18 protein-coding genes are annotated in these 23,748 nt (G+C 33.6%); 14 read left to right on the top strand and 4 right to left on the bottom strand.

The genetic code is table 11. The features are described 5' to 3' along the window. Positions 1-26: 26 nt before the first annotated feature. Entirely contained in the window at positions 27-1,538 is a 1,512-nt protein-coding gene (locus DMB71_RS13440; protein WP_111366973.1) for a RagB/SusD family nutrient uptake outer membrane protein, read from the bottom strand. 36 nt (positions 1,539-1,574) lie between these two features. After that, positions 1,575-4,661 carry a SusC/RagA family TonB-linked outer membrane protein gene (locus DMB71_RS13435; RefSeq protein ID WP_111366889.1) on the bottom strand — a complete coding sequence of 1,029 codons (3,087 nt, stop codon included), beginning with the start codon at positions 4,659-4,661 and terminating at the stop codon, positions 1,575-1,577. A gap of 680 nt (positions 4,662-5,341) precedes the next feature. On the opposite strand from DMB71_RS13435, the gene DMB71_RS13430 reads away from it, so the two are divergent. After that, complete coding sequence (locus tag DMB71_RS13430; protein ID WP_111366887.1) at positions 5,342-5,980, top strand: sugar-binding protein; 639 nt, start codon at positions 5,342-5,344, stop codon at positions 5,978-5,980. 273 nt (positions 5,981-6,253) lie between these two features. Here the strand turns inward: DMB71_RS13430 and DMB71_RS13425 are convergent, their stop codons facing one another. Further along, positions 6,254-7,294, bottom strand: a complete 1,041-nt coding sequence (locus DMB71_RS13425) for a LacI family DNA-binding transcriptional regulator (protein ID WP_111366885.1) — start codon at positions 7,292-7,294, stop codon at positions 6,254-6,256. A 231-nt stretch (positions 7,295-7,525) separates the two neighbouring features. On the opposite strand from DMB71_RS13425, the gene DMB71_RS13420 reads away from it, so the two are divergent. The 12 genes from DMB71_RS13420 (at position 7,526) to DMB71_RS13365 (ending at position 20,536) form a co-directional block, all read left to right on the top strand. Next, positions 7,526-8,617, top strand: coding sequence for a mevalonate kinase family protein (locus DMB71_RS13420; protein WP_111366883.1), 1,092 nt, complete (start codon positions 7,526-7,528; stop codon positions 8,615-8,617). Positions 8,618-8,623: 6 nt separating this feature from the next. Further along, positions 8,624-9,505: a sugar phosphate nucleotidyltransferase gene (locus tag DMB71_RS13415; RefSeq protein WP_111366881.1), complete on the top strand. Its 882-nt coding sequence runs from the start codon at positions 8,624-8,626 to the stop codon at positions 9,503-9,505. 165 nt (positions 9,506-9,670) lie between these two features. Further along, a complete protein-coding gene (locus DMB71_RS13410; RefSeq protein WP_111366879.1) occupies positions 9,671-11,050 on the top strand; it encodes a sugar MFS transporter in 1,380 nt (459 codons plus the stop codon). Positions 11,051-11,074: 24 nt separating this feature from the next. Next, positions 11,075-13,003 carry a glucosamine-6-phosphate deaminase gene (gene nagB / locus DMB71_RS13405; protein ID WP_111366877.1) on the top strand — a complete coding sequence of 643 codons (1,929 nt, stop codon included), beginning with the start codon at positions 11,075-11,077 and terminating at the stop codon, positions 13,001-13,003. A 292-nt stretch (positions 13,004-13,295) separates the two neighbouring features. Then, entirely contained in the window at positions 13,296-13,526 is a 231-nt protein-coding gene (locus DMB71_RS13400; protein ID WP_008462478.1) for a DUF3820 family protein, read from the top strand. A gap of 104 nt (positions 13,527-13,630) precedes the next feature. Continuing rightward, positions 13,631-14,041, top strand: coding sequence for a DUF4190 domain-containing protein (locus DMB71_RS13395; RefSeq protein ID WP_008462479.1), 411 nt, complete (start codon positions 13,631-13,633; stop codon positions 14,039-14,041). Between the two features lie 13 nt (positions 14,042-14,054). Beyond that, positions 14,055-14,444 carry a DUF2752 domain-containing protein gene (locus tag DMB71_RS22290; protein WP_111366875.1) on the top strand — a complete coding sequence of 130 codons (390 nt, stop codon included), beginning with the start codon at positions 14,055-14,057 and terminating at the stop codon, positions 14,442-14,444. Between the two features lie 217 nt (positions 14,445-14,661). Next, a complete protein-coding gene (locus DMB71_RS13385; RefSeq protein ID WP_111366873.1) occupies positions 14,662-16,275 on the top strand; it encodes a CTP synthase in 1,614 nt (537 codons plus the stop codon). A 79-nt stretch (positions 16,276-16,354) separates the two neighbouring features. Next, positions 16,355-18,277, top strand: coding sequence for a membrane protein insertase YidC (yidC, locus tag DMB71_RS13380; RefSeq protein ID WP_111366872.1), 1,923 nt, complete (start codon positions 16,355-16,357; stop codon positions 18,275-18,277). Between the two features lie 96 nt (positions 18,278-18,373). After that, complete coding sequence (locus DMB71_RS13375; protein ID WP_111366870.1) at positions 18,374-19,099, top strand: toxin-antitoxin system YwqK family antitoxin; 726 nt, start codon at positions 18,374-18,376, stop codon at positions 19,097-19,099. A 21-nt stretch (positions 19,100-19,120) separates the two neighbouring features. Beyond that, the gene (locus DMB71_RS13370) at positions 19,121-19,942 is read left to right on the top strand and encodes a DKNYY domain-containing protein (RefSeq protein WP_111366868.1); all 822 of its coding nucleotides are present in this window, start codon (positions 19,121-19,123) and stop codon (positions 19,940-19,942) included. A 36-nt stretch (positions 19,943-19,978) separates the two neighbouring features. Continuing rightward, on the top strand, positions 19,979-20,536 hold the full coding sequence (locus DMB71_RS13365) for a DUF4956 domain-containing protein (protein ID WP_111366866.1): 558 nt from the start codon (positions 19,979-19,981) through the stop codon (positions 20,534-20,536). On the opposite strand, the gene DMB71_RS13360 is transcribed toward DMB71_RS13365, so the two are convergent. Next, complete coding sequence (locus DMB71_RS13360; protein ID WP_111366864.1) at positions 20,533-22,410, bottom strand: PEP/pyruvate-binding domain-containing protein; 1,878 nt, start codon at positions 22,408-22,410, stop codon at positions 20,533-20,535. The genes DMB71_RS13365 and DMB71_RS13360 overlap by 4 nt on opposite strands. Positions 22,411-22,553: 143 nt before the next feature. Here DMB71_RS13360 and mnmA point away from each other — a divergent pair, with 143 nt between their 5' ends. Beyond that, positions 22,554-23,741 carry a tRNA 2-thiouridine(34) synthase MnmA gene (mnmA, locus tag DMB71_RS13355; protein ID WP_111366862.1) on the top strand — a complete coding sequence of 396 codons (1,188 nt, stop codon included), beginning with the start codon at positions 22,554-22,556 and terminating at the stop codon, positions 23,739-23,741. Positions 23,742-23,748 lie beyond the last annotated feature (7 nt).

Raw genomic sequence — 23,748 nt, 5'->3', positions numbered from 1 at the left:
AACTGTCTATTCTTGATTGGGTATTCTTATTGTCTGTCGGCGTTGCTTAAATTCGGATTAAGGTCAACCTGACTTTGTGGATACGTATAATATTTGTTTTGTGGCATTTTGATTAAAGCTGCCTCGCCGACTCTAAGGTGGTAAGCGTTTACTAAAACATCATATTTGTTCATTCTGATCAAATCTGCACGACGTTTTCCTTCGTAGAAAAGTTCCCAGCCTCTTTCTTGTAAAATAGCATCTCTTAAACTAGTTTGCGTTTGGCCAGATAAAACTAAAAGCTTAGCGTGCGATCTTCCTTTTACTTTATTGATAAGGTCAATAGCTTCCTGAGTTGGCCCACTGATTTCGTTTAAGGCTTCGGCTCTACTTAATAAAACATCAGCATAACGAAGGATATTTACACTATGGCCATCATAATAAGTAGTCGTTTCATCATCAGCATATTTTTTCGTAGAAACGTCTTGCATGTATAATTCTCCGGCTGGCGGCTGAGCTCCCAGTGAAGGTGCTTGTTTATGAAGAAGACCATCTGTACCCATAAATTCTGGGAAAAAGCATTGTTTTCTTTCATCTTCATCACCAAAAGTGTTGTAGAAATCCCAGTTTACAGTGTAATACTGCCATCTGTTCTGAACAACAGGGTGATCAACAGGACCAAAGTGGTTTAATAATTCTGTTCCGTTTGTGTTAGCGTCACTTAATGAAGAGAAGATATTTTCGCTGCACCATTTGTTACTTTCTTTAAACAAACCTAAGTAAGAAGGATAAAGTTGGTATTCGTTTAAATCCATTACTTTTTGTGTGTAAGTAACTACTTTTTGCCAATCGTGGCTTCTCAAGTATAATTTTGCTAATAATGTAAGTGCAGCTCCTTTTGTCGCGCGTCCCACATCATTTGTACCATAAATAGCATTGTTTTTATAATTAACTGGAAGAACATCAGCAGCTTCAGTCAATTCTTTAATCATGAAAGCATCTATTTCTTCAACTGATGAAGGCGGAGTTTGATCTAAATAACCAGGGTTTCCTAAGTTTGCTTCTGTAATTAGAATTACCGGTCCCCAAGAATCTGTCAAATCCATGTAAGCAGAACATCTTAAGAATTTAGCTTCTGCAATAAATTGAGCTTTTTCTGCAGCTGTAATACCGCTCATTGGTGTAATGTTGAAAATCGCATTATTAGCATTGGCAATCAATTTATACATTGCGTTCCAATCTTCTTTTAGAAGACCGTTTGCTGAGTTCCAAGTTCCTAATGATAATTGTCCTGGATCTCCTCCAAATTGACAGTGTCCTAAATCTGTTGCAATATCAGTTAGAGCAAAGTGTCTAGTAGCCCAGTATGAGAAGTTATCGCCTACAGATGGCCCTTTTAATCTTCCATAAATGGAATTAATAGCCGCAATAGCATCCGACTTTGTCTGATACCCATTGGTATTAGTCAAACTGCTATATACCGTAGGATCCAAGTCTTGGTTACAAGAAAACTGTGTCCCAGCGGCAAGTAAAAGTAATAAGATTGTATATTTTTTCATTTTAATCAATTTAATGTTACTGTAAAGCATTTTAGACTAGTGAATTGCTACTTTAATTCCAAGTATAAAAGTTCTTGAAGCTGGGAATGAGTTAAAATCGATTCCACCGCCTAAATTGTTCGTAGAGTGTCCATTTACTTCAGGATCATTTCCAGAATAATTTGTAATCGTCAATAAATTTTGTCCGATTGCATATAATCTGATGTTGTCAATAAATTTTACAGTTTTTAATGCGCTTTCTGGAATCGTATACCCGATAGAAACATTTTTTAGACGTAAGTAAGAAGCTTCTTCAACAAATTTAGAATTCACATAACTTCCGTATTTGCTTTTGTAATATCCATCTCTCGGAATATCTGTATTCTCATTTTTTCCAGCAACCCAGCGATTTAATGCATCAGTGCTTGTAGAAGATTCTCCAACCATTGCAGTCATATTGTAAACTGAATAATCAAAAGCACCTTGGAAAAAGATATTCATATCAAAATTTCCATACTTGAAATCGTTATTGAAACCTGCTACATAATGTGGAATTGTATTTCCTAAATAGGTTCTGTCTTTTGCCGTAATAGTTCCATCTCCATCAACGTCTACATACTTAGGATCTCCAGGCGCAGATAAAGGCTGAGGCGCGTAAGTTTCTCCTGTTTTGATAACTCCTGCATATTTATAACCATATAAAACTCCCATTTCTTTTCCAGGCTCCAATCTTGTAAATTCTTGACCAGAAACTACTCCACTTGGGTTAGAAGTATTTGTACTAATGATTTTAACGTTATCAGCAAGAGATACAACTTCTTGTTTATTATAAGCCACATTTAATGAAGTAGTCCAAGTAAATTTATCTGTTCTAAAGTTTGTAGTGCTTATTCCTAACTCAATACCATGGTTGTCAATAACTCCAGAGTTGACTCTTTGAGTACCAAATCCCCACCATCCTCCAACAGGAACATTTAAAAGAGCATCTGTTGTTCTTTTTTTGTAATAATCGAATGTAACAGAAAGCTTATCATTAAATAAACCTAAATCTAAACCAATATCAGTCTGAGCAGTTTGTTCCCATTTTAGATTTGGGTTAGCTAAGTTCGCTGGTTCTGTTCCTGCAACAAATTCATCTGGAGCAATAGTAACACCCCAAGAAGACAAGCGGCTCATGTAAGAGTAGTCTCCAATACCATCGCTACCTGTAATACCATAACTAGCTCTCAATTTAAGTTCAGAAATTTCTTTTACGTTTTGCATAAAAGATTCGTTAGAAACTTTCCAAGCAACAGCTCCAGAAGGGAAAATACCAAATCTATTGTTTGGTCCAAAACGTGAAGAACCGTCTTTTCTAATAGTGAAAGTTGCTAAGTATTTATCATTGAAAGCATAATTTAACCTTCCAAAATAAGAAGTCAATTTTGTTTCTGTTTTTTCCGTTTCAGGTTTTAAATATACTGAAGCTCCTTGCAAATTATAATAAGTCAATAAATCGCTAGAGAAACCTGTTCCAGCCGCTCTTACTCGCTCGTATGTATCTTTTTGGTTCGAAGTACCAATCATAGCAGTAATAGCATGTACTTCTTTGATGTCAAATTTATACGTTAAATATTGTTCTGTACTCCATCTGAAATACGTTTTGTTTTCCTCAGAACCTGAACCTTTTAACGCAGCTCCCGCTACTAGAGTACTAGGAGTATATTTTCCTTGAATATTTTCCTGCCATTCAGCACCAGCACCAAAGTGGTATGTTAAACCTTTAATAATCTGATAATCTAAAAACATGTTTCCGTTTACCAATCTATTAATAGTGTGGTCAGTAGGTTCCAGTAAAAGCGCTAAAGCATTGTCTTTTCCTTGGAATTTATAGTATGAACCATCTGCATTGTAAATAGGAATAGTTGGAGGAGCGGTCTGAATAGAGAACATTGGAGATAAAATATTATCGCCAAAATCGCTATTATTTCCTTCAGCAACAGCACCATAAGCATTCATACCCATGTTCAGCTTATCGTTGAATTTTTTCTCAGCTCCCATTCTCACGCTATATCTTTCAAAATCAGTGTTTACGATAGCACCAGTTTGTTTTAAATAGTTTCCAGAAAGAAAGAATTTTGAAGTTTGGTCGCTTCCGCTAAATGTAAGCGTTCTGTTCAGCACTTCACCAGGGCGAGTTGCAGCGTCAAACCAGTTAGTATTAGCCACAGGAAAACTAGAAGGGAAAAGTGGAGGTCGTCCGTTTTCAGCATTAAGAGCATTTTGATAATCTGCATATTGCTGTCCAGTCATTAAAGAAGGCTCTTTTATGATATTTTGAAAACCATCAGAAATTTCGGCCTCAACATTCATTTTTCCTGCCTTTCCTTTTTTAGTAGTAATCAAAATTACCCCATTTCCTCCACGAGCACCATAAATTGCTGTAGAAGCGGCATCTTTAAGAATCTGAATGTTTTCAATATCGTTCGGACTTATAGAAGCTCCAGTACTGGTAATGAATCCGTCAACAACATACAACGGAGCATTAGAAGTATTAATAGAGTTTCCTCCTCTAATTATTACAGACGGATTTGTTCCTGGCGCATAACTATTTTGCTGTACTTGTACTCCAGAAGCGCGTCCTTGAAGAGCTTGTCCAACATTGGCAACCGTTCCGCCTAAATTTAAATTGTCTTTACTAAGAGAACTTACAGAACCCGTAAGGTCTTTTTTCTTAGATTTTCCGTATCCAATCACCACCTCGTCTAGTTTTTGTCCTGCTTCTTTCATGACAATTTTTAGGGGAGCGCTTGTAATCGTTACTTCCTGATCTTCCATGCCAATGTAAGTAACCACCAATTTTGTGGCATTATCAGGAACTGTAATAGCAAAACTTCCGTCTACATCAGTCTGAACACCTTTGGTAGTACCTTTAACTACAACATTGGCACCTGGAAGCGGCATACCATTCTGATCTTTTACTGTTCCTTTTACAGTTTTTTCAAAAAACAGCGCCGTTTTAGTTTTGTCTGAAATATTGATAGAAGAAGTTGCAGAAGCCTGAAATGTAAAAACTAATAACGAGAGAACTGTTATTCCGATTTCTTTGCGGGATAAATTGTTAAGCCGAAAATCTCTTGGCTTTTTTTGGGTTAATAATTTCATACTGTTAAATTGGTTTTGGTTAATGTTTAATTGTTTTTTTCTTGTTTGTAGGTTTTAGACTTCTTTTTAGATCGTGGAACTCATTTTGATTTTTTAATTGTGTGTTGACTAAGTTATTTTCGATACAATTCAGAAGCTTCTTTTTTTTGCCCTAAACACTGCTTGTTTAGCTCGGTTTTCTTCCTTTTTTAAGCTTAAAAAACATCTAATATTTTGCATAATTAACTTAGTTTTAAGATTAATCTCTGACGAAACTAGAGATTATATTTTTATAAAACAAGAAAAAACACAAAAAATGTGCTCGAACACACAAAATTTATGTTCTCGAGCACATAAAATTGTGCGAATCATTTTTTTTGACTTAAATTGCTGTGATATTTTTAAAATAATCTTAAAAGGAAGTGTGTGTGAAAATGATGGTTTTTTGAATTATAAATAAGGATTTATTAAAAACTTATGAATTTCGCAATCACTAAAGTAAAAACGTAAAAATTAAACAGTCTTTTCTTATGTGGAAAGGAAGTTGATTTTTAGATTTAATTATGAATTTGATTTGTTTTTCAATTCAATTTTTAAACTATATTGGTCATCGAAGAAAAAGTCAAAATCGAGAAATGAATTAATGGTCATTTTGACCTTTTTTGAAAATAAAAAATTAACAGATTTTAAGAAGAAGAATTTTGAAAGAATACCACGTACAAATAATAGATAAAAACCAAAAGAATGGAACTAAGATTTTGGATCCTTTTTTTTGGAAAAAAGCAAATTGTTTAACTGATTTTGTTTCTCCATGGAATAATGATCTGGTTTTAAAGATTGAATTTCGCGCACTTTGGGATCGGGAAAATTTCTATTTTAATTTTAGAGTTTTTGATACTGATGTTTATATCGATCAAAAAGATAATAGTGTTGATAGTATTTGTAATTCAGACCGTGTGGAGTTATTTTTTAGAAGTAATGATCAGCTTAATCCGTATTACTGCTTAGAAATCGATCCTTCGACAAGATTGCTTGATTTTCATGCCCTTCCAAATAAAATCTTTGATTATGAATGGAAATGGCCTGAAAAGCATATTAAATTGCAATCTTCTGCAGATGATGTTTCTTTTACAGTTGCAGGATCAATTAGTATTGCTTCTCTAGAAGAATTAGATTTAATACATAATAATATTGTTGAAGCGGGAGTTTACAGAGCAAAATTCTCCAAAGATAAAAAAGGCAACTACGAACCAACCTGGATTACGTGGGTAAATCCAAATACTGTAGAACCGAATTTTCATATAGCATCTTCTTTTGGAAAGTTTGTTTTGATGAAATGATTAGCTACTAAGGCGTGAAGGCGCAAAGTTTTTATATTATAACTTTAATTGCCTCCAGCTTTAGCTGGAGGTTTCAGGATATCAACCAAAAGGGCTTTAGTCAAACTTGCGTAGTTTGGCTAAAGCCCTTTCCTATCTTATTTTAACACCTCCAGCTAAAGCTGGAGGCAATTAAAGTTGTAATTTAAAAGTAAAAAAAACTTTGCTTTGCGAGATTAAAATTGATAAATGGTAAAAAACTTCGTGCCTTAGCGCCTTAGTAGCAAAAAAAACTTAGCTGACGTAAAAAGAAGCATTCTCTACATTGATAATATCAATAGGAAGTAAAATAGTTTCTGGAATATCTTTTCTAAATAAAAAGTGTTCTACTAAAGTACTGACGCCTAAATAAGCCTGTCTTTTTTGATTTTGATGAATTAAAAAGTGAACCAATCCTTGATTTAAAAAGCTGACGTTTTTGTCAATTAAATCGTAACCAATCAAAGCAATTTTTTTATCAGTTGTATAAGAAAGCGTAGAAGCGATCTGATAAGCCTTTGAGGTGGTAATGAAGATACCGCTTAAATCTGGATTTTCGTTTACAAAGGCCGGAAGCTTAGTTTCTATATTGGAATACTTCAGTTTTAAAGTAGTTAAAGAAAAATCAGAAAGGTTTTTTTCTTCAAAGTAATTTCTAAAACCTCTTTCTTTTTCCTGCATGTGAACGGCGTTTTTCAAGCTTTCGTCAATATGGATAATAGCAATCTGGCCTTTAGGCAGAATTAAATTCATTAAGCTTGCAGCAACACGACCACTTTTGTATAAATCCTGTCCGACAAAACTTTTTATAGACGAAGATTCCACCTGGTTGTTAAAGGTATTTACCATAATTCCCAGTTCCTCATATTGTTTTATGATTTCTATGGTTTCTTTATGGAAAAGTGGTGCTAATAAAACAGCATCTGGTGATTTGGCTATAATAACTTCATGAGTTTTCAAGAAAGATTTTGTGCTTTCAGGATTAAAATAATGTGTTTCTATAACTACATTATACGCTTTAAATTCTGTTATAGCATCTTGAATTCCGTTAACACATGGAAGCCAATAAGGGTCAAATACAGGATCTGGAAGCAAGACGCAAATGCGATAAACTTTGGTGCTTTTTAAATTTCGTGCAATTAAGTTGGGTTCGTAATCAATAACATTCAAAACTTCATTGATTTTTTCCAATGCAGCAGGGGAGACTTTTCCTCTATTGTGCAACACTCGGTCTACGGTTCCTTTAGAAACTCCAGCCATTTGTGCTATATCCTTAATTGTGTACTTTTTATCCATATAAGCAAATATAAAAACTTTGAGTTAATAAATATAAAATTTCTGTAAGAATTATAAAATGTGCTCGAGAACATAAAATTAGTGTGTTCGAGCACATTTTTGTGTTTTTTCTTGTTTTATAAAAATATAATCTCTAGTTTCGTGAAATCAAAACCGAAAAACTAAAATAAAAATATAACCTAATTGTATTGTAATTTGTTGAATTGCAATATTTTAACACAATGTGTTTACGTGAAAAAAATTACCTCATTAGCTCCCGGCCGAACTTGTCTGTTTGGTGATCATCAGGATTATTTAGGGCTGCCTGTCATAGCCTGTGCGATAGATCGAAGCATTAAATTAATAGCAAAAGAAAATCAGACCGATACATTTGTTCTGAATATGATTGATATTAATGAAATTCGGATTATCGATATCCACGAAACTTTCGAAAAATTAGAATCAAGAGATTATTTTGCATCCTCTTTACGTGTCTTGCGCAGATATGGCTGTAAACCAACATCAGGTTATACCATTACAATTACTGGAGATATTCCGATTAATTCTGGAACTTCGAGTTCGTCGGCTTTATTGATGGCTTGGATTCGTTTCCTTATAGAAGCTTTCGGAATTGATCATGAAGTTACGCCTGAGTTTCTTTCTAAATTAGGTTATGAATCTGAAGTTTTAGAACACGGAGAACCTGGAGGAATGATGGATCATTTTAGTATTGGTGTTGGAAATATTGTTTATATCAATACAAAAAAACCGTTTTCTTTTGATGTAATTGGTACAGAGCTGAAAGGTTTAATTACTGGAGTTTCTGGTGTTCCAAAGGAAACTATTGGGCTTCTTGGTGAATTAAAAGGAAATGCTTTAATGGCAATTGACTTGGTTAAGCGCAATTATCCGCAATTTGATTTATATGCTTCAGAAATTGAAGATGTAGATAAATATAGAAATTGTCTGCCAGATCGTTTAATTCCGTTTTTTGAAGCAGCGATAAAGAATTATTATTACACAAAAGAAGCTTTAAAAGAATTTGAAAAACCAGTTTTAGATCTTAAAAAAATTGGAGCATTAATGAATGGCCATCATGAAGTTTTACGCGATTTGCTGAAAATTACTGTTCCAAGAATTGATGCAATGGTTAATGCGGCATTGAAAGCAGGGGCATTCGGAGCAAAAATTGTAGGCTCTGGCGGTGGCGGAAGTATCGTGGTAATCGCTGATCCTAGGAATGAAGATGTGGTTATTAAAGCAATTTTAGACGCAGGAGCACAAGAAGCTTATGCGGTAAATGTTGATCCGGGAGTACGAATTATTGATAATATTGAAAATTAAAATAAAATGCACGACAGTTTAGTGATTTTAGCCGGCGGAGCTTCTTCTCGTATGAAAAAAGAAGCGGTTACAAATAATTTATCTCCAGAAGAAATTGCACAAGCCAACGAAAGAAGTAAAGGTTTGATTGGTGTTGGCGTAAGCGGAAGACCTCTTTTGGATTACCTTTTATGGAATGCCAAAAAAGCAGGCTATAAAAACATCTATATTATAATAGGTGAACAAGGTGAGTTGTTTAAAGAGTTTTACGGCAGTAAAATGAAAAATAATGATTTTCATGGGCTCAATATTTCATTTGCAGTTCAATATATTCCTGATGGAAGGGTGAAACCTTTTGGGACTGCAGATGCTCTGTTTCAAGCTGTAGAACAATATCCGGAATTAAATTCACAATATTATTCGGTTTGTAATAGTGATAATTTGTATTCTGCAGAAGCATTACGTGCTTTGCGAGAAACAGAAAGTCCGAATGCTTTTATTAGTTATGACCGTGATGCAATGGATTTTCCGTTAGAGCGTATTTCGCGTTTTGCCATTGCAAAATTAGATCAGAAGAATCAGCTGTTGGATATTTTAGAAAAACCTACAGAAGAAGATTTGAAACAATATAAAGATGCAGAAGGAAAAATACGTGTCAGTATGAATGCTTTTAAATTTAATGGCAAGACTTTGTATATACATCTTAAAAATTGTCCTGTTCATCCAGAACGTGATGAAAAGGAGCTTCCAACGGTTCTTTTGAACTCTGTTAAGGAAAATCCGAATACAACAATAGGAATTCCGTTTTCTGAGCACGTTCCTGACTTGACGGCCAAAGAAGATATTGCCGAAGTAAAAACATATTTGGCAAAATATTATCCTGATTTAAATTGGAATAATAAAAATTAACAAAACTTTCATATCTAAATTAGAGAATAAGGAAATTTAATGTAGTACTTTTGTTTTGCAAAAAAAATGCAGATATTTGCATAAATTACGCAATCAATAATGTGAGAGTTGATTCTAATTTAGATTTTGAATTAAATAAATCTATAACTAAATCAACCAAAAATTATGACAAACATTCAAAGTACATTACAAGTAGAGAAAAAAAGTACCATTGTTCCGATGGTAATTTTAACCTTATTGTTTTTTATTCTAGGATTCGTAACCTGGCTTAACGGACCACTTATTCCGTTTTTTGAATTAGCTTGCGAATTAACTTCTTCGCAAGCCTATTTTGTGACTTTCGCATTTTATATTGCCTATTTTGTTATGGCAGTTCCTTCTTCATATATCATTGAAAAAGTGGGATATAAAAACGGAATTTCCTTAGGACTATTGATTATCGCCGCGGGAGCTTTTATGTTTTATCCAGCAGCTTCAAGTCGTACATTTCTCCTGTTTTTATTAGCATTATTTGTAATGGGAACCGGTTTGGCGGTTTTACAGACGGCATCTAATCCGTATGTTGTTGTAATTGGTCCTCGAGAAAGTGCTGCTGCAAGAATCAGTGTTTTAGGAATTGCAAATAAATTGGCTGGATTTGTAGCGCCAATTGTGCTTACAGTTTTGGTTTTGTCTAATATGCAAGACTTTACCGCAGACAAAATTGCCTTGATGGATGAAACTGCAAAAACTAGCGCATTAAATTCTCTTGCATTACAATTGCAAACACCGTATCTTTATATGGGGTTGATTATTACTGTTTTAGCTCTTATGGTAAAATTTTCTCCTCTGCCAGAAATTGATTTGGACGAAGAAGGGAATGTATCGAATTTAAGTGTTTTCAAACAGATTAAAAATGCTTTCAAGCACCCACAATTAGTTTTAGGAGTAATTACGTTAATGCTGTATTTATCAGCCGAAGTTCTAGCAGGAGATTCTATTGGAGCTTTCGGAAAACAGCTTGGAGTTTATGGTGACGAAGGAAATTTCTATCTTAAATTAACATCATTTACTATGTCGGCAATGGTTATCGGATACGTTCTTGGAATAGTATTGATTCCTAAATATGTTTCTCAAGTGGCTGCTTTAAAAGTGTCTGGAATGCTAGGTTTGGTGCTGGTTTTAACGATTGTTGTGATTTCGCCAAAAATAATGATTGCATTGCCAGGAACTCCAAATGTCCCATTGGTGATATTTCTAGTGGCGCTTTTAGGTTTGGCAAATGCATTATGCTGGCCGGCAATCTGGCCAATGGCTCTAGAGGATTTAGGAGGGTATACAAAAATAGGAAGCGCTATTTTGATTATGGGAATTATCGGTGGAGCAGTTTTTCCATTATTCTACGGAATGATCACTGAAAGCATCAATTCTGCAAATCTTGCAAAAAATATGCAAGATGTTTCAAAAAGCGGAAATCAATTGGCGTATTTAATGCTACTGCCTTCTTATGCAATGATTTTGTTTTATGCTGTAAAAGGGCATAAATACAGGAAATGGAATAGTTGAACAAAAAATAAAAATTAATATATCATGTTAAAAAGTAAAATCGACAAAGCAACAGGTTTCGAAAAACGATTCGAAAACATCAACACAGTTGTTTTTGAAAACTCAACAGATGCTTCAAAAGAGGTAGCGCAAGAAATTGCGGCTTTAATCAGAGAAAAACAAAAAGAAGGAAAACCATGTATTCTTGGTTTGGCTACAGGTTCTTCTCCAAAAGGATTATATGCTGAATTAGTGCGTCTGCATAAAGAAGAAGGTTTGAGTTTTAAAAACGTAATCAGTTTTAACTTGGATGAATATTATCCAATGGAACCAAATTCAATCAACAGTTATGTTCGTTTCATGAAAGAGCTTTTGTTTGATCATGTCGATATTCTGCCTGAAAACGCTCACGTTCCAGACGGACTTTTGACAAAAGAACAAATTGCAGATTACTGCCATGAATATGAAGCTAAAATCGAAGCTTTAGGCGGAATTGATCTTCAGATTCTTGGAATTGGAGGAAACGGACATATTGGTTTCAACGAATCAGGTTCGCTTCAAAACTCTAAAACTCGTTTAGTAGCTTTAGATCATATTACAAGAGTTGCGGCAAGTAAAGATTTCTTTGGTTTAAATAATACGCCAAGAACTGCGATTACGCTTGGAGTTAAAAAAATCATGGAAGCGAAAAGAGTGATCTTATTAGCTTGGGGTGAAGGAAAAGCAAATATTGTAAAAAAATCTGTTGAAGATGAAGTTACAAACAGGGTTCCAGCTTCATTCTTGCAAGAGCACAACAATGCGGTTTTTGTTTTAGATAAAGAAGCTTCTTCAAAACTAACTAGAATTAACAAGCCTTGGTTGGTTGAGAAAATTGTTTGGACAGATAAATTGACTCGTAAAGCAGTTTTAGGATTGGCATTAGATCTTAAAAAACCAATTTTAATGCTTACTGATGCAGATTATATCGAAAACGGTATGAGCGATTTATTGGCAGATTCAGGTCCGGCTTACGATATTAACATCAAGATATTTAATAAATTACAAAACACGATTACAGGTTGGCCAGGTGGAAAACCAAATTCAGATGATACCAATCGTCCTGAAAGAGCAGAACCTGCTAAAAAACGTGTATTGATTTTCAGCCCGCACCCTGATGATGATATTATCAGTATGGGAGGAACTTTCATGCGTCTGCAAGAGCAAGGTCATGAAGTGCACGTAGCTTACCAAACTTCAGGGAATATTGCAGTTGCTGATGATGAAGCACTTCGTTTTGCAAGATTCGTAATTGATTACAATGAGAAATTCGGAATCAAAAGCGAAGAAGCAGATAATATCTACAAAAAAGCTGAAGCGTTTTTACAGAACAAAAAGAACAGCGAAATTGATATTCCAGAAGTTCGTTATATTAAAGGTTTAATCAGAAAAGGAGAGGCGAGAGCTACAAGTTATTTTGTTGGTCTTCCAGATTCTCAAATTCACTTTATGGAATTGCCTTTCTACGAAACAGGAACAATTGAGAAAAAACCAATTGGTCCAGAAGATATTCAGTTGACGGTTGATTTAATTGAGAAAATTAAGCCACACCAAATTTATGCAGCTGGAGATTTAGCTGATCCACATGGAACTCACAAAGTTTGTCTAGATGCAATTTTTGAAGCGGTTAAAGTTTTAAAACCAAAAGAATTCATGAAAGACTGCTGGTTATGGTTATACCGTGGAGCTTGGCAAGAGTGGGGAATTGACGAGGTTGAAATGGCTGTTCCAATGAGTCCAGACCAAGTTTTAGCAAAACGTCACGGAATCTTCAAACACCAGTCACAAAAAGATGGAGTTGTTTTCCAAGGAACAGACGCAAGAGAGTTCTGGCAGAGAGCAGAAGACAGAAACCGCGAAACAGCTGAGTTGTACCACCAATTAGGTTTGGCAACGTATGCTGCGATGGAAGCTTTCGTGAGATGGCACTATTAAAAAGTGACAAAGGTTCAGAGAGACAAAGGGACAAAGGTTTCTAATCTGTGCTGAACTTTTTTCAAATAATATTTTTGAAGCAGGAAGAGGGAACGAAAAATAGTTCTTTTTTCTTGCTTCTTTTTTTAAAGTCGCTAAGGTTCTAAGATTCTGAGATTCTAAGTTTTTAATCTTTGATTTAATAATCTGTGAGAATCCTTTTAATCTGTGGCAAATAAATAATAGCTTTGCATATAATTGAAGCAAGAAGAAAGTATAAGTCTTTCCTCTTGCTTCTTTCTTCTTAAAAACTATGGATCAAGACAAAAAACAGCTCATAAAATTAGCCCATACCAAAATGCCTTTCGGAAAATACGAGGGAAAATATCTAATAGACTTACCTGAATATTATGTCGTTTGGTATCATAATAAGGGATTTCCAAAAGGAGAGCTTGGACAGCAACTGCAATTAATTTATGAGTTGAAATTAAATGGATTGGAAGAATTGATTCGAAATATTAAAAAACAATACCCAAAACCCTAATTCAGAAAAAGAAGGTTAATTTAATTGTTGATAACTTAGATTGTATCGGCCTAGTTTGTGTTAGTCGTTTTCTATTTTTGTCAGAACTAACAAAAACATTTTTTATGGAAAACAATTTACCTTCTTCAAATGCTGGCCAGTCATTGGGTATTATCGCTTTAATTTTTGGTATTATCGGTGTATTAGCAGCATTTATCCCTTGCTTTGGTTTTATTGCAGTTTTATTCGGAATTCTTGCAATTGTATTTGGAGCAATTGCTTTAAATCAGGCAAAAAAAGAAAATGCATCGACTTCTTTACCAAAAGCTGGTCTTTATTTGGGAATTGCGGCGACAATTTTCGTTATTATCTGGGTTGCAATTTTTGTAGGCTCAGTTGGCTCTATGGCTTTAGAGCATAAAGATGAGATTCAGAGAGCTTTGGATTCTGTCAAAATAGAGAAAATACAAACAGATGATTCTTTAAATGTGAAAGTACAAGTGGATTCAACTACAATTGAAACTACTGTAAAATAACTTCTTGAATAAAATGTCTGTTTATCAAGGAATTGATTCTTATAAAAAGATAAATGTAATTTTGATTTTCATCATTATGTTTATCTTTTTTTATTGCTTTTTTCTTCCGTATTTAAATTTCGGTTTGAGTTCATCTTGTGAGGGTTTGCCGTTGGCATACTGTAAAAGCCGTGGACTTACAAGAGCTTTTTCTCAAATCCTTCGATTCCATTTTCAGCAAGCAATCGCTTACAATCCATTTTCTGTAAAAATTTTTTGTTTCTTTTTCTTTCAGCTTATTGCTAGGTTTTTGATCAATCGGATCATTTCTTTTTCCATATTTAGAAGGATATTAATTTTTGATGTCTTCATAAGTGCAATTTCTTTTCTCTTCTGCTTTTATAATTTAGTGCTTCCTTACTAAGAAATTAATTAGATTGTGTTTTTGAGTTTTAATTGTGAATTTTTAGCTAATAATGATAAAAAGCATTCATTTTGATAAGATAATTGATACGTAAGTATATAAAATAAAATGTGCTTAAAATTTTAAAAATTATCTCATTCTGGAATTGATAAATTGTCTAATTAAATTTGTACTTTTGCCAAGTTTTTTACACAACTACTTACAAACAAACAACAGAATGAATCAAACAAAATATATTTTTGTTACAGGAGGTGTGACCTCTTCATTGGGAAAAGGAATTATCGCGGCATCTTTGGCAAAATTGTTACAAGGAAGAGGATACCGCACAACAATTCAGAAATTTGATCCATATATTAATGTAGATCCGGGGACACTAAACCCGTATGAGCACGGAGAATGTTATGTGACAGATGATGGAGCTGAAACTGACTTAGACTTAGGGCATTACGAGCGTTTCTTGAACGTTCCTACTTCTCAGGCTAATAACGTTACCACAGGAAGAGTTTATCTTTCGGTTATTGAAAAAGAAAGAAGAGGAGAATTTTTAGGAAAAACGGTTCAAGTTGTTCCTCATATCACAAACGAAATCAAAGACAGAATGCAATTGCTAGGTAAATCTGGCGATTATGATATTGTAATTACTGAAATTGGAGGTACAGTTGGTGATATCGAATCTCTACCTTATATAGAATCTGTTCGTCAATTAGTTTGGGAATTAGGTGAAAATAACGGAATTGTTATTCACTTAACATTAGTTCCTTATTTGGCTGCAGCTGGTGAGTTGAAAACAAAACCAACTCAGCACTCTGTTAAAACTTTAATGGAAAGCGGTATCAAAGCAGATATTTTGGTTTGTAGAACAGAGCACGAATTATCTCAGGAATTACGCCAGAAATTAGCCTTATTCTGTAATGTAAAGAAAGAAGCGGTTATTCAGTCAATTGACGCTTCTACTATATATGAAGTTCCAAATTTAATGCTTGAAGAAGGATTAGATGTTGTGGCTTTAAAGAAATTAGATTTGCCTAAAAAAGCATCTCCAGATCTTAAAACTTGGAATACTTTCTTAAAAAGATTAAAAAGTCCAAAACAAACTGTAAATATTGGTTTGGTTGGTAAATATGTAGAAATGCAAGATTGTTACAAATCTATTTTAGAGGCGTTCATTCATGCAGGAGCTGCAAACGAAACAAAGGTAAATGTAATTTCAATTCACTCAGAGCATATCAATGCTGATAATGTGGAAGAAAAATTAGGTTCTTTAGATGGAGTTTTAGTTGCTCCTGGTTTTGGTGAAAGAGGTATTGAAGGAAAAATCGAAGCAGTTCGTTTTGTGCGTGAAAACAACATTCCTTTCTTTGGAATTTGTTTAGGAATGCAGATGTCTGTTATCGAATATTCTAGAAATATTTTAGGTTATGCAGAAGCGAATTCAACAGAGATGAACGACAAAACGCCTCATCCAGTTGTTAGTTTAATGGAAGAGCAGAAAAATGTAACCGACAAAGGTGGAACAATGCGTCTAGGTGCTTGGAAATGTGATATTAAACCAGACACTTTAGCATACAAAATTTACGGAGAAAAAACTATTTCGGAGCGTCACCGTCACCGTTATGAGTACAACAATAAATATGCTGATGAATTGCAAAAAGCTGGTTTAAAAGCTTCTGGAGTTAATCCTGATACAGGATTAGTAGAAATCGTGGAGCTTGAAAATCACCCGTTCTTTATTGGTGTACAATACCATCCAGAATACAAGAGTACAGTTGCAAATCCGCACCCTATTTTTGTGAACTTTGTGGCAGCTGCTGTAAATGCACATAAAAAATAATAATTATATTCTAAGAGGTTGTAACTTTTAAATTAAACGAACAACTAATAGCCTCAAACGAATAACTTTTTTAATAATAATGGAAGAAAAAAAATTAGACCTCAATTCGATCATTGGTTTTGTGTTGATCTTTGGAATTTTGATTTGGATCATGTATCAAAATCAGCCTTCTGAAAAAGAAATTGCTGCTGAAAAAGCCAAGAAAGAATTAGTTGCTAAACAGGAAGCACAAGCAAAAGCAGATAAAGCTAAAACTGCGTCATTACCAGCTGCAGCTGTAACTCCTGGAGATACAGTTCAATTGGCTCAATTGCAAAAAACTTTAGGAGGATTTGCTTATTCTGCAACACTTCCTTCTGCAAAAGAAGCTTTTACTACAATCGAAAACGAAAAATTAAGATTAAAGATTGCTAATAAAGGTGGATATATTGTTGAAGCTACTTTAAAAGAATTCGAAAGATTAAAAAAAGGTTCTGGTCAATTAGTTGAGTTAATCAAAAACAACAACTCAAACTTAAATTTACAGCTTCTTACTACAGATAATAGAACATTAAATTCTAAAGATTTGTATTTTGAGCCAACATTAGAAAAAATTGGTGCAGACCAAGTTCTTTCTATGCGTTTAAAAGCTGGAGCTAACGAATTTTTAGAATATAAATACATCCTTAAACCAAACGATTATTTAGTTGGTTTTGATATTCGTTCTCAAGGGTTAAACAGAGTTTTAAATTCTGGTAAACCAGTTGATTTGCAATGGGATTTAAAAACATACAGAAACGAAAAAAGCGTTGCGTATGAAAATCGTTATGCTCAAATTGATTTTAAATACGAAGAATCAAAATACAATAACGTAAGTTCACACGGACAAGGAAAAGAAGAAACTCCTACGAAAGTTAGTTATGTTGCGTTCAAACAGCACTTCTTTACTACAATTTTATCTACAGAAAAACCTTTTGAAACTTCAAAATTACAATCTGACGATTTAGTTAAGGATGATAAAATTGATACAGTTTTTACTAAACAGTTCAGAGCTAATTTGCCTTTAGCGTTTTCAAATGGAGAGATCGATTACAAAATGAATTTGTATATGGGTCCTGCGGATTACAAAACATTAAAAGCTTACGATAAAAACTTCGAGAAGATTATTCCGCTTGGATGGGGAATCTTCGGATGGATCAATAAATGGATTTTTATTCCATTATTCGGATTCTTAAGTTCAACAATTGGATTGTCATTAGGTATCGCGATTATTATCTTTACAATTATCATCAAATTGGCTATGTCGCCAATTACCTATAAGTCATTCTTGTCTCAGGCTAAAATGAAAGTTTTAAGACCTGATATCGCTGAGTTGGGAGAGAAATTCAAAAAAGACCCAATGAAGAAACAACAGGAAACAATGAAATTGTACAACAAGGCAGGAGTGAACCCAATGGCAGGATGTATTCCAGCATTGATTCAGCTTCCATTTATGTATGCATCTTTCCAGTTTTTCCCTGCAGCGTTTGAATTAAGACAAAAAAGTTTCCTTTGGGCAGACGATTTATCTTCTTTTGACTCAATTGTAAAATTACCATTCAACATTCCGATGTATGGAGACCATATCAGTTTGTTCCCAATCTTGGCAGCAATTGCGATTTTCTTCTACATGAAAATGACTTCAGGAGATCAGCAAATGGCTGCTCCTCAGCAAGAAGGTATGCCAGATATGGCAAAAATGATGAAAATCATGATTTATGTTTCGCCATTAATGATGTTAATTTTCTTCAATAACTACGGTTCTGGATTATCTTTATACAACTTTATTTCGAACTTAATTACAATCGGAATTATGTTTGTGATCAAGAATTATATTGTAGATAGTGATAAAATTCACGCTCAGATTCAAGAGAATAAACAAAGAGAACCTAAAAAGCCTAGCAAGTTCCAACAGCGTCTTCAAGAAGTAATGGAGCAGCAAGAAGCGGCAAAAGCAGCTCAAGCAAACAAAAAGAAGAAATAATTCTCAATAAAAAAATCTCGATTTAATCGGGATTTTTTTATACCATTATACTTTATAATTTAGATTTTCGTTAAGCTTATAAAAATAGAATTTACCATGATCTCAAAAAAAATCACATTTGGAGTATTATTACTAGCAACATTATTTTCGAATGCGCAAACAGATATTAATAAAACAGATGCTGCAGGAAAAAAAGATGGACTTTGGAAAGGCACTTATGCAGAATCTAAACGCCCTCGCTATGAAGGAACTTTTGATCATGGAAAAGAGACCGGTCTCTTTAAATTTTTTGATGATACAAAAAAAGGCGATGTTATAGCTACAAGAGATTTTAGTGCAAATGATGGAAGTTCTTACACTATTTTTTATGATCAGAGTAAAAATAAAGTAAGCGAAGGAAAAGAGATAGGGAAATCACGTGAAGGAGAATGGAAATATTATCATAAAGCTTCTAAGGTTTTAATGACCGTTGAGAATTATAAAAATGGGAAATTAGAAGGATTAAAAACGATCTATTATCCAAATGGTCAAACAGCTGAAGAAATGACTTATAAAAATGGTTTAAAGGAAGGACCGTATAAAAAAATAGGCATAGACGGAACACTTCTAGAAGAATCCTACTTTAAAAATAACGAATACAATGGAGAAACTGTTTTTTATGATTCAGATAAATCTATTGCTTCTAAAGGCAAGTTTGTAAATGGTAAAAAAGCTGGAATTTGGCAGTTTTATCAGAAAGGAAAATTAGTGAAAGAAGTAAATATGAGCGATCCTAAAAACACGAATAAAGCTTCTGAAAAAGGAGGAGCGCCAAAAAAGTAAACAATATTATATTTTGATAGAATGAAAGGGAGTAAATTGTCAGAATTTTACGATGCTAATGAAAATGCATTGTATTGGACAGATGGAAAAGTGGTTTATTTTCGTGAAGATAAAATTAAAAATGCCGATATAGATTCTTTTGAGCAATTTCCAGGTTGTTGGGCAAAAGATAAAAATTCTTGTTATTCGGGAAATACAAAACTCAAAGATGCTGATAGTTTAACTTTTGAAGTTCTAAATTACACTTACGCTAAGGACAAAAACAATGTCTGGACATTAGAAGGACATATTCCTGAGGCTGATGCTAAAACTTTCGAAGTTTGTGATAATGGCAAAAAGTCTTTGGGAATTACATTTGTACTTACAGAAAACAATAAAAAACAAGGTAAAGAATCATTTGTTCCCTATGGATTCGCTAAAGATACAAATAATGTTTTTTATTATGATTTTCAAGGCAAAACAAAAGTTGTTAAAAAAGCTATTCCATCCTCTTTTAAATCTTTAAATGATGGAGATTTTGGGTATGATGAAAATTCAGTTTTTTATGGGAAAAATATTCTTTCAAAAGCTAATCCAAAAACTTGGAAAAAATTGCATGCTAAATATTTCTATTCAATAGATCAAAATAAGGTATATTATTTTAATCGATTAATGAAAGATGCAGATGCAGAATCTTTTGAGATAGTATTTGTTTCATCAATATTCGAAACTCCGACTCAATATGCAAAAGATAAAAATCATTTCTATTTAAATGATACTATTTGTTCGAGCGAAGAGTTTGAGAAATATGTAACGGAAACGATTGCCCGTAATAAGGAAGCCGAAAGTAAAATTAATGGATAATTTGTTTACATTTGAGTAATCAATTTATTCTAATCAATGGATTTAAAAGAACTCTTAGGACGATTTTTACTGCTGTTTTGCTCAATTTTGGTTTTGTATTTTTTCTCTAACAGAAAAGATAATGCAACCATAAATCCGTTGATGGTTATTGTTGGGCTTTGCACTTTTTCGCTTTGTTATTTATTTACTAAAATCGAAATTGGAGTAGGAATAGGGTTTGGTCTTTTCGCCATTTTTTCAATTCTCCGTTTTAGAACCCAGTCTTTTACTGTAAACGCTATAATCTTTCTTTTTGCAACCATTACGCTGTCTATTTTAGACATAATGTATCCGTTTGAAAAGATCGAATTACTGTTGTTCTTTCAAATCATTATCATCGGATTTTATGTCGCAGCTTCAATTATTGTCAATAAAAAAGCTTCAAAATATCTCAATTCTGTAGATATGAAAATTCCGCTTGACGAAAATTTTTCTTTAAATTCGGAAGTAATTCGAAAGTCAATTCAAGAGAAAATTAAGATTGACGATTTTGATTTTAGAATTGTCTTAATTAATACATCTGCCAACGAAATAGACTTATTAGTTTTCTATTAATCGTTGAAAGGGCGAACTTGTTTAATATATAAATCTCTTTTTTCGCCCACAATTTTAAACTCAATATCTACAGGATGAAATTGGTTTTTGCGCCAATATCGATACATTTTACTTTCAATTTTTTTACTGACATCATAGAGGTTACTCATTTCTTTTCTGGTCAATAAAGGTTCGTTATTATTCAGATTTGAATTTGAAGTATAATCGATATCAAAATCGGTTTCGTCTTTTCCGTCATTAAAATGATAGGCAACAAATTGCTCGCAGATTTCTCCTTTTTGGGGTTTTACAACCGAGTTTTCTCCTTTTTGAACATTAACCGTAATTCCAGGAAAATTTTCTCTAAATATATTTTTGGTGATAATAACACCATTTGCTAATTCGTCAGGAAACGAACGATGTACTAAAACGCCCATAGCAATATTTTGCTGGTCAATTCCAAAAAGTTCTCTTTCGTTATATGAAGCTTCGTTCCATACGCTTGCCCAGACTTGTTTGATTGCTTTTTCAAATGTTTTGATGGAGTCGCCCAAAATTCCTGTTTTTGAATCATATAGTCCAGCGCCATTAAAATCATCCAAATCTTCTGCATTGGTAGAAGAACGAAATCTAAAATTTTTGAATTTAGCATCTTTGAAAGCTATATTCAATTTTGAAATTAATTCCGGATCAATAGATTCTTTTTTGATGGCATCTCTAATTTTTTTAAGCTGTTTATTAATCCAAACCGTAGAATCTTTTTGAGGAAAAGCTAAAAGTTCTGCAATTAAAGGAGAGATAGAAGGTTTTTGGATATGTTTCGTATAAAAATAAAACGGAATAGCATGTGCATTTTCTGGAACTTTAAATGGAATTTCTTTTGAAATGGCAATTAAATACGCCATGTTTTGGGCTTTAGAGCCAATGTAATTCACTCCCTTTTTGGGAATTTCAGATAAGTTGACCAAATCAGTTACAGAATTGTCAATTGTTAGTTTTTTCTTTTTTCCAGCAGATTTTACTGGGATTTTTTTAGTAGTTTCTTTGATGAAAAAAGTATCGACTTCTATTTTTAATTCTACTTTTTTAGAAAGCAGTTTTTTGATATTGTTATCTTTTTCAATGTCGGTGTAAGCCATAATCGGAATCTTTCTGTTTTTTCCTAAAAGAACCAAATGGCTTAAAGGTGTCTGAAGTTCATTCACAATAATGCCTCGAACGTTTGGAAGAATATCTGGCGTTCCATCCAAAATAATAATTTCGTCAGAACTTGGTCTGGCAGTTTCTAATTCTTTGATTTTGTATTTCTTGAGAATTCCAACATTACTGCCTCGAACAACTTCTTGATATTTAATTTCGCCAAAAATATAATCTGATTTGACGCAAGGAATTTTGAATTTCTGCTCCTGATACCAATTCATCATATCTGGATTATTCAAGTAAAATTTAAGCTTTTCGCCAATAAAAGTGGAGCTTTTAACCATATTGAAGAAACGCTCAATCAATGGTAAAGGCATATGATCGGATGCGGCGAGTTCAAAAATCCATTTATCAGTTCCTTTTATATGATTTAAATTTCCCAGAAGAAAATCTCTGTTTTTCTCCGTATCGCTGTAATTTTCATTATTAAAAACTTCAAGATCTTGACTGTAGCCTAAATAATTGACAACAAAATCGTAATGAAGCGGAATAACGCTGCTGTTGAAATAATACATTTTCTGTTTTCGAAGATCATAGATCACTTTTACTGACTCAATATTCGAAAATTTATCAGACAAAGGTTTTCCTCTAAATGCTTTGTAGGCCTCATAATTTGCTAAAGAAGCACTAAATCGCTGCGCACTTAACGAGGTTAAGACGAAAAGGAAAAATAAGCTGTAAATGAATTTTTTCATACAATAAAAAATGGATGATTAAATGTACTTAAAAAAGTAATAAGTTTTATCTACCGCGAGATTGCTTAAACTAATGAAAACCATGCTGAAATTTTCTATTATTTGGCGTATCTTTGCAACCTTAAAAAATTAAACATTTCAAAATGAAACGAGTAGTTGTTGGACTTTCAGGTGGAGTAGATTCTAGTGTTGCAGCATATTTATTGCAACAGCAGGGATACGAAGTTATTGGCCTTTTTATGAAGAACTGGCACGATGATTCGGTTACTATTTCTAACGAATGTCCTTGGCTGGAAGACAGTAACGATGCTTTGCTTGTTGCTGAAAAACTTGGAATACCGTTTCAAACAGTTGATTTGAGCGAAGAATACAAAGAGAAAATCGTTGACTATATGTTCAACGAATACGAAAAAGGGAGAACTCCAAATCCTGACGTGCTTTGTAACCGCGAAATCAAATTTGATGTGTTTATGAAAATTGCTTTAAGTCTTGGTGCAGATTACGTAGCAACAGGGCACTATTGCCAAAAAAGCGAAATCGAAGTGGACGGAAAAACGGTGTATCAATTGATTGCCGGAAATGATGTTAACAAAGATCAATCATATTTCTTATGCCAGTTGTCTCAAGAGCAATTGTCAAAAGCTTTATTTCCAATCGGAGCTTTAACAAAACCAGAAGTGCGCGAAATTGCTGCTGAAATGGAATTAGTTACAGCAGAAAAGAAAGATTCTCAAGGATTGTGTTTTATTGGAAAAGTTCGCCTTCCAGAATTTTTGCAGCAAAAATTACAGCCTAAAGAAGGTAAAATTGTTCAGGTTGATAAAAATGATCCGATTTACAGTATTGAGAAATCAGCTGACCTTTCTTTGGAGGAAAGATTAAAGTTAGAATCTCAAAAACTAGACTATGTTCCAACAATGGGAAAAGTGGTTGGAAAACACCAAGGCGCTCATTACTTTACAGTCGGGCAAAGAAAAGGTTTGAATGTAGGAGGAACAATAGATCCTTTATTTGTAATTGCTACTGACGTAGAAACTAATACCATTTATACAGGTATGTCTAGCGAGCATCCAGGTTTGTTCAAAAAAGCACTTTTTGTTGGAAAATCTGAAGTACATTGGATTAGAGAAGATATGACGCTAAAAGCAGGAGAAAAAATGGAAGTGATGGCAAGAATCCGTTACCGTCAGCCTTTGCAAAAAGCGGTTTTGTACCAATTTGAAGATGGAATGTATGTGGAATTTGAAGAACCACAGTCTGCTATTACAGAAGGACAATTTGTTGCTTGGTATTTAGAAAATGAATTAGTTGGTTCGGGAGTAATTTCTTAGCTTTATA

It is taken from the genome of Flavobacterium tistrianum, from assembly GCF_003254545.1.
In the GTDB taxonomy this organism is placed as follows: domain Bacteria; phylum Bacteroidota; class Bacteroidia; order Flavobacteriales; family Flavobacteriaceae; genus Flavobacterium; species Flavobacterium tistrianum.
This window is presented reverse-complemented; position numbering and strand designations above follow the sequence as displayed.

What these genes read in the sequence shown, in the direction of transcription:
- DMB71_RS13440 (WP_111366973.1), bottom strand. Translation starts at nt 1,538, where the DNA reads ATGAAAAAATATACAATCTTATTACTTTTACTTGCCGCTGGGACACAG.
- DMB71_RS13435 (WP_111366889.1), bottom strand. Translation starts at nt 4,661, where the DNA reads ATGAAATTATTAACCCAAAAAAAGCCAAGAGATTTTCGGCTTAACAAT.
- DMB71_RS13425 (WP_111366885.1), bottom strand. Translation starts at nt 7,294, where the DNA reads ATGGATAAAAAGTACACAATTAAGGATATAGCACAAATGGCTGGAGTT.
- DMB71_RS13415 (WP_111366881.1), top strand. Translation starts at nt 8,624, where the DNA reads ATGCACGACAGTTTAGTGATTTTAGCCGGCGGAGCTTCTTCTCGTATG.
- DMB71_RS13410 (WP_111366879.1), top strand. Translation starts at nt 9,671, where the DNA reads ATGACAAACATTCAAAGTACATTACAAGTAGAGAAAAAAAGTACCATT.
- nagB (WP_111366877.1), top strand. Translation starts at nt 11,075, where the DNA reads ATGTTAAAAAGTAAAATCGACAAAGCAACAGGTTTCGAAAAACGATTC.
- DMB71_RS13400 (WP_008462478.1), top strand. Translation starts at nt 13,296, where the DNA reads ATGGATCAAGACAAAAAACAGCTCATAAAATTAGCCCATACCAAAATG.
- DMB71_RS13395 (WP_008462479.1), top strand. Translation starts at nt 13,631, where the DNA reads ATGGAAAACAATTTACCTTCTTCAAATGCTGGCCAGTCATTGGGTATT.
- DMB71_RS22290 (WP_111366875.1), top strand. Translation starts at nt 14,055, where the DNA reads ATGTCTGTTTATCAAGGAATTGATTCTTATAAAAAGATAAATGTAATT.
- DMB71_RS13385 (WP_111366873.1), top strand. Translation starts at nt 14,662, where the DNA reads ATGAATCAAACAAAATATATTTTTGTTACAGGAGGTGTGACCTCTTCA.
- yidC (WP_111366872.1), top strand. Translation starts at nt 16,355, where the DNA reads ATGGAAGAAAAAAAATTAGACCTCAATTCGATCATTGGTTTTGTGTTG.
- DMB71_RS13375 (WP_111366870.1), top strand. Translation starts at nt 18,374, where the DNA reads ATGATCTCAAAAAAAATCACATTTGGAGTATTATTACTAGCAACATTA.
- DMB71_RS13370 (WP_111366868.1), top strand. Translation starts at nt 19,121, where the DNA reads ATGAAAGGGAGTAAATTGTCAGAATTTTACGATGCTAATGAAAATGCA.
- DMB71_RS13365 (WP_111366866.1), top strand. Translation starts at nt 19,979, where the DNA reads ATGGATTTAAAAGAACTCTTAGGACGATTTTTACTGCTGTTTTGCTCA.
- DMB71_RS13360 (WP_111366864.1), bottom strand. Translation starts at nt 22,410, where the DNA reads ATGAAAAAATTCATTTACAGCTTATTTTTCCTTTTCGTCTTAACCTCG.
- mnmA (WP_111366862.1), top strand. Translation starts at nt 22,554, where the DNA reads ATGAAACGAGTAGTTGTTGGACTTTCAGGTGGAGTAGATTCTAGTGTT.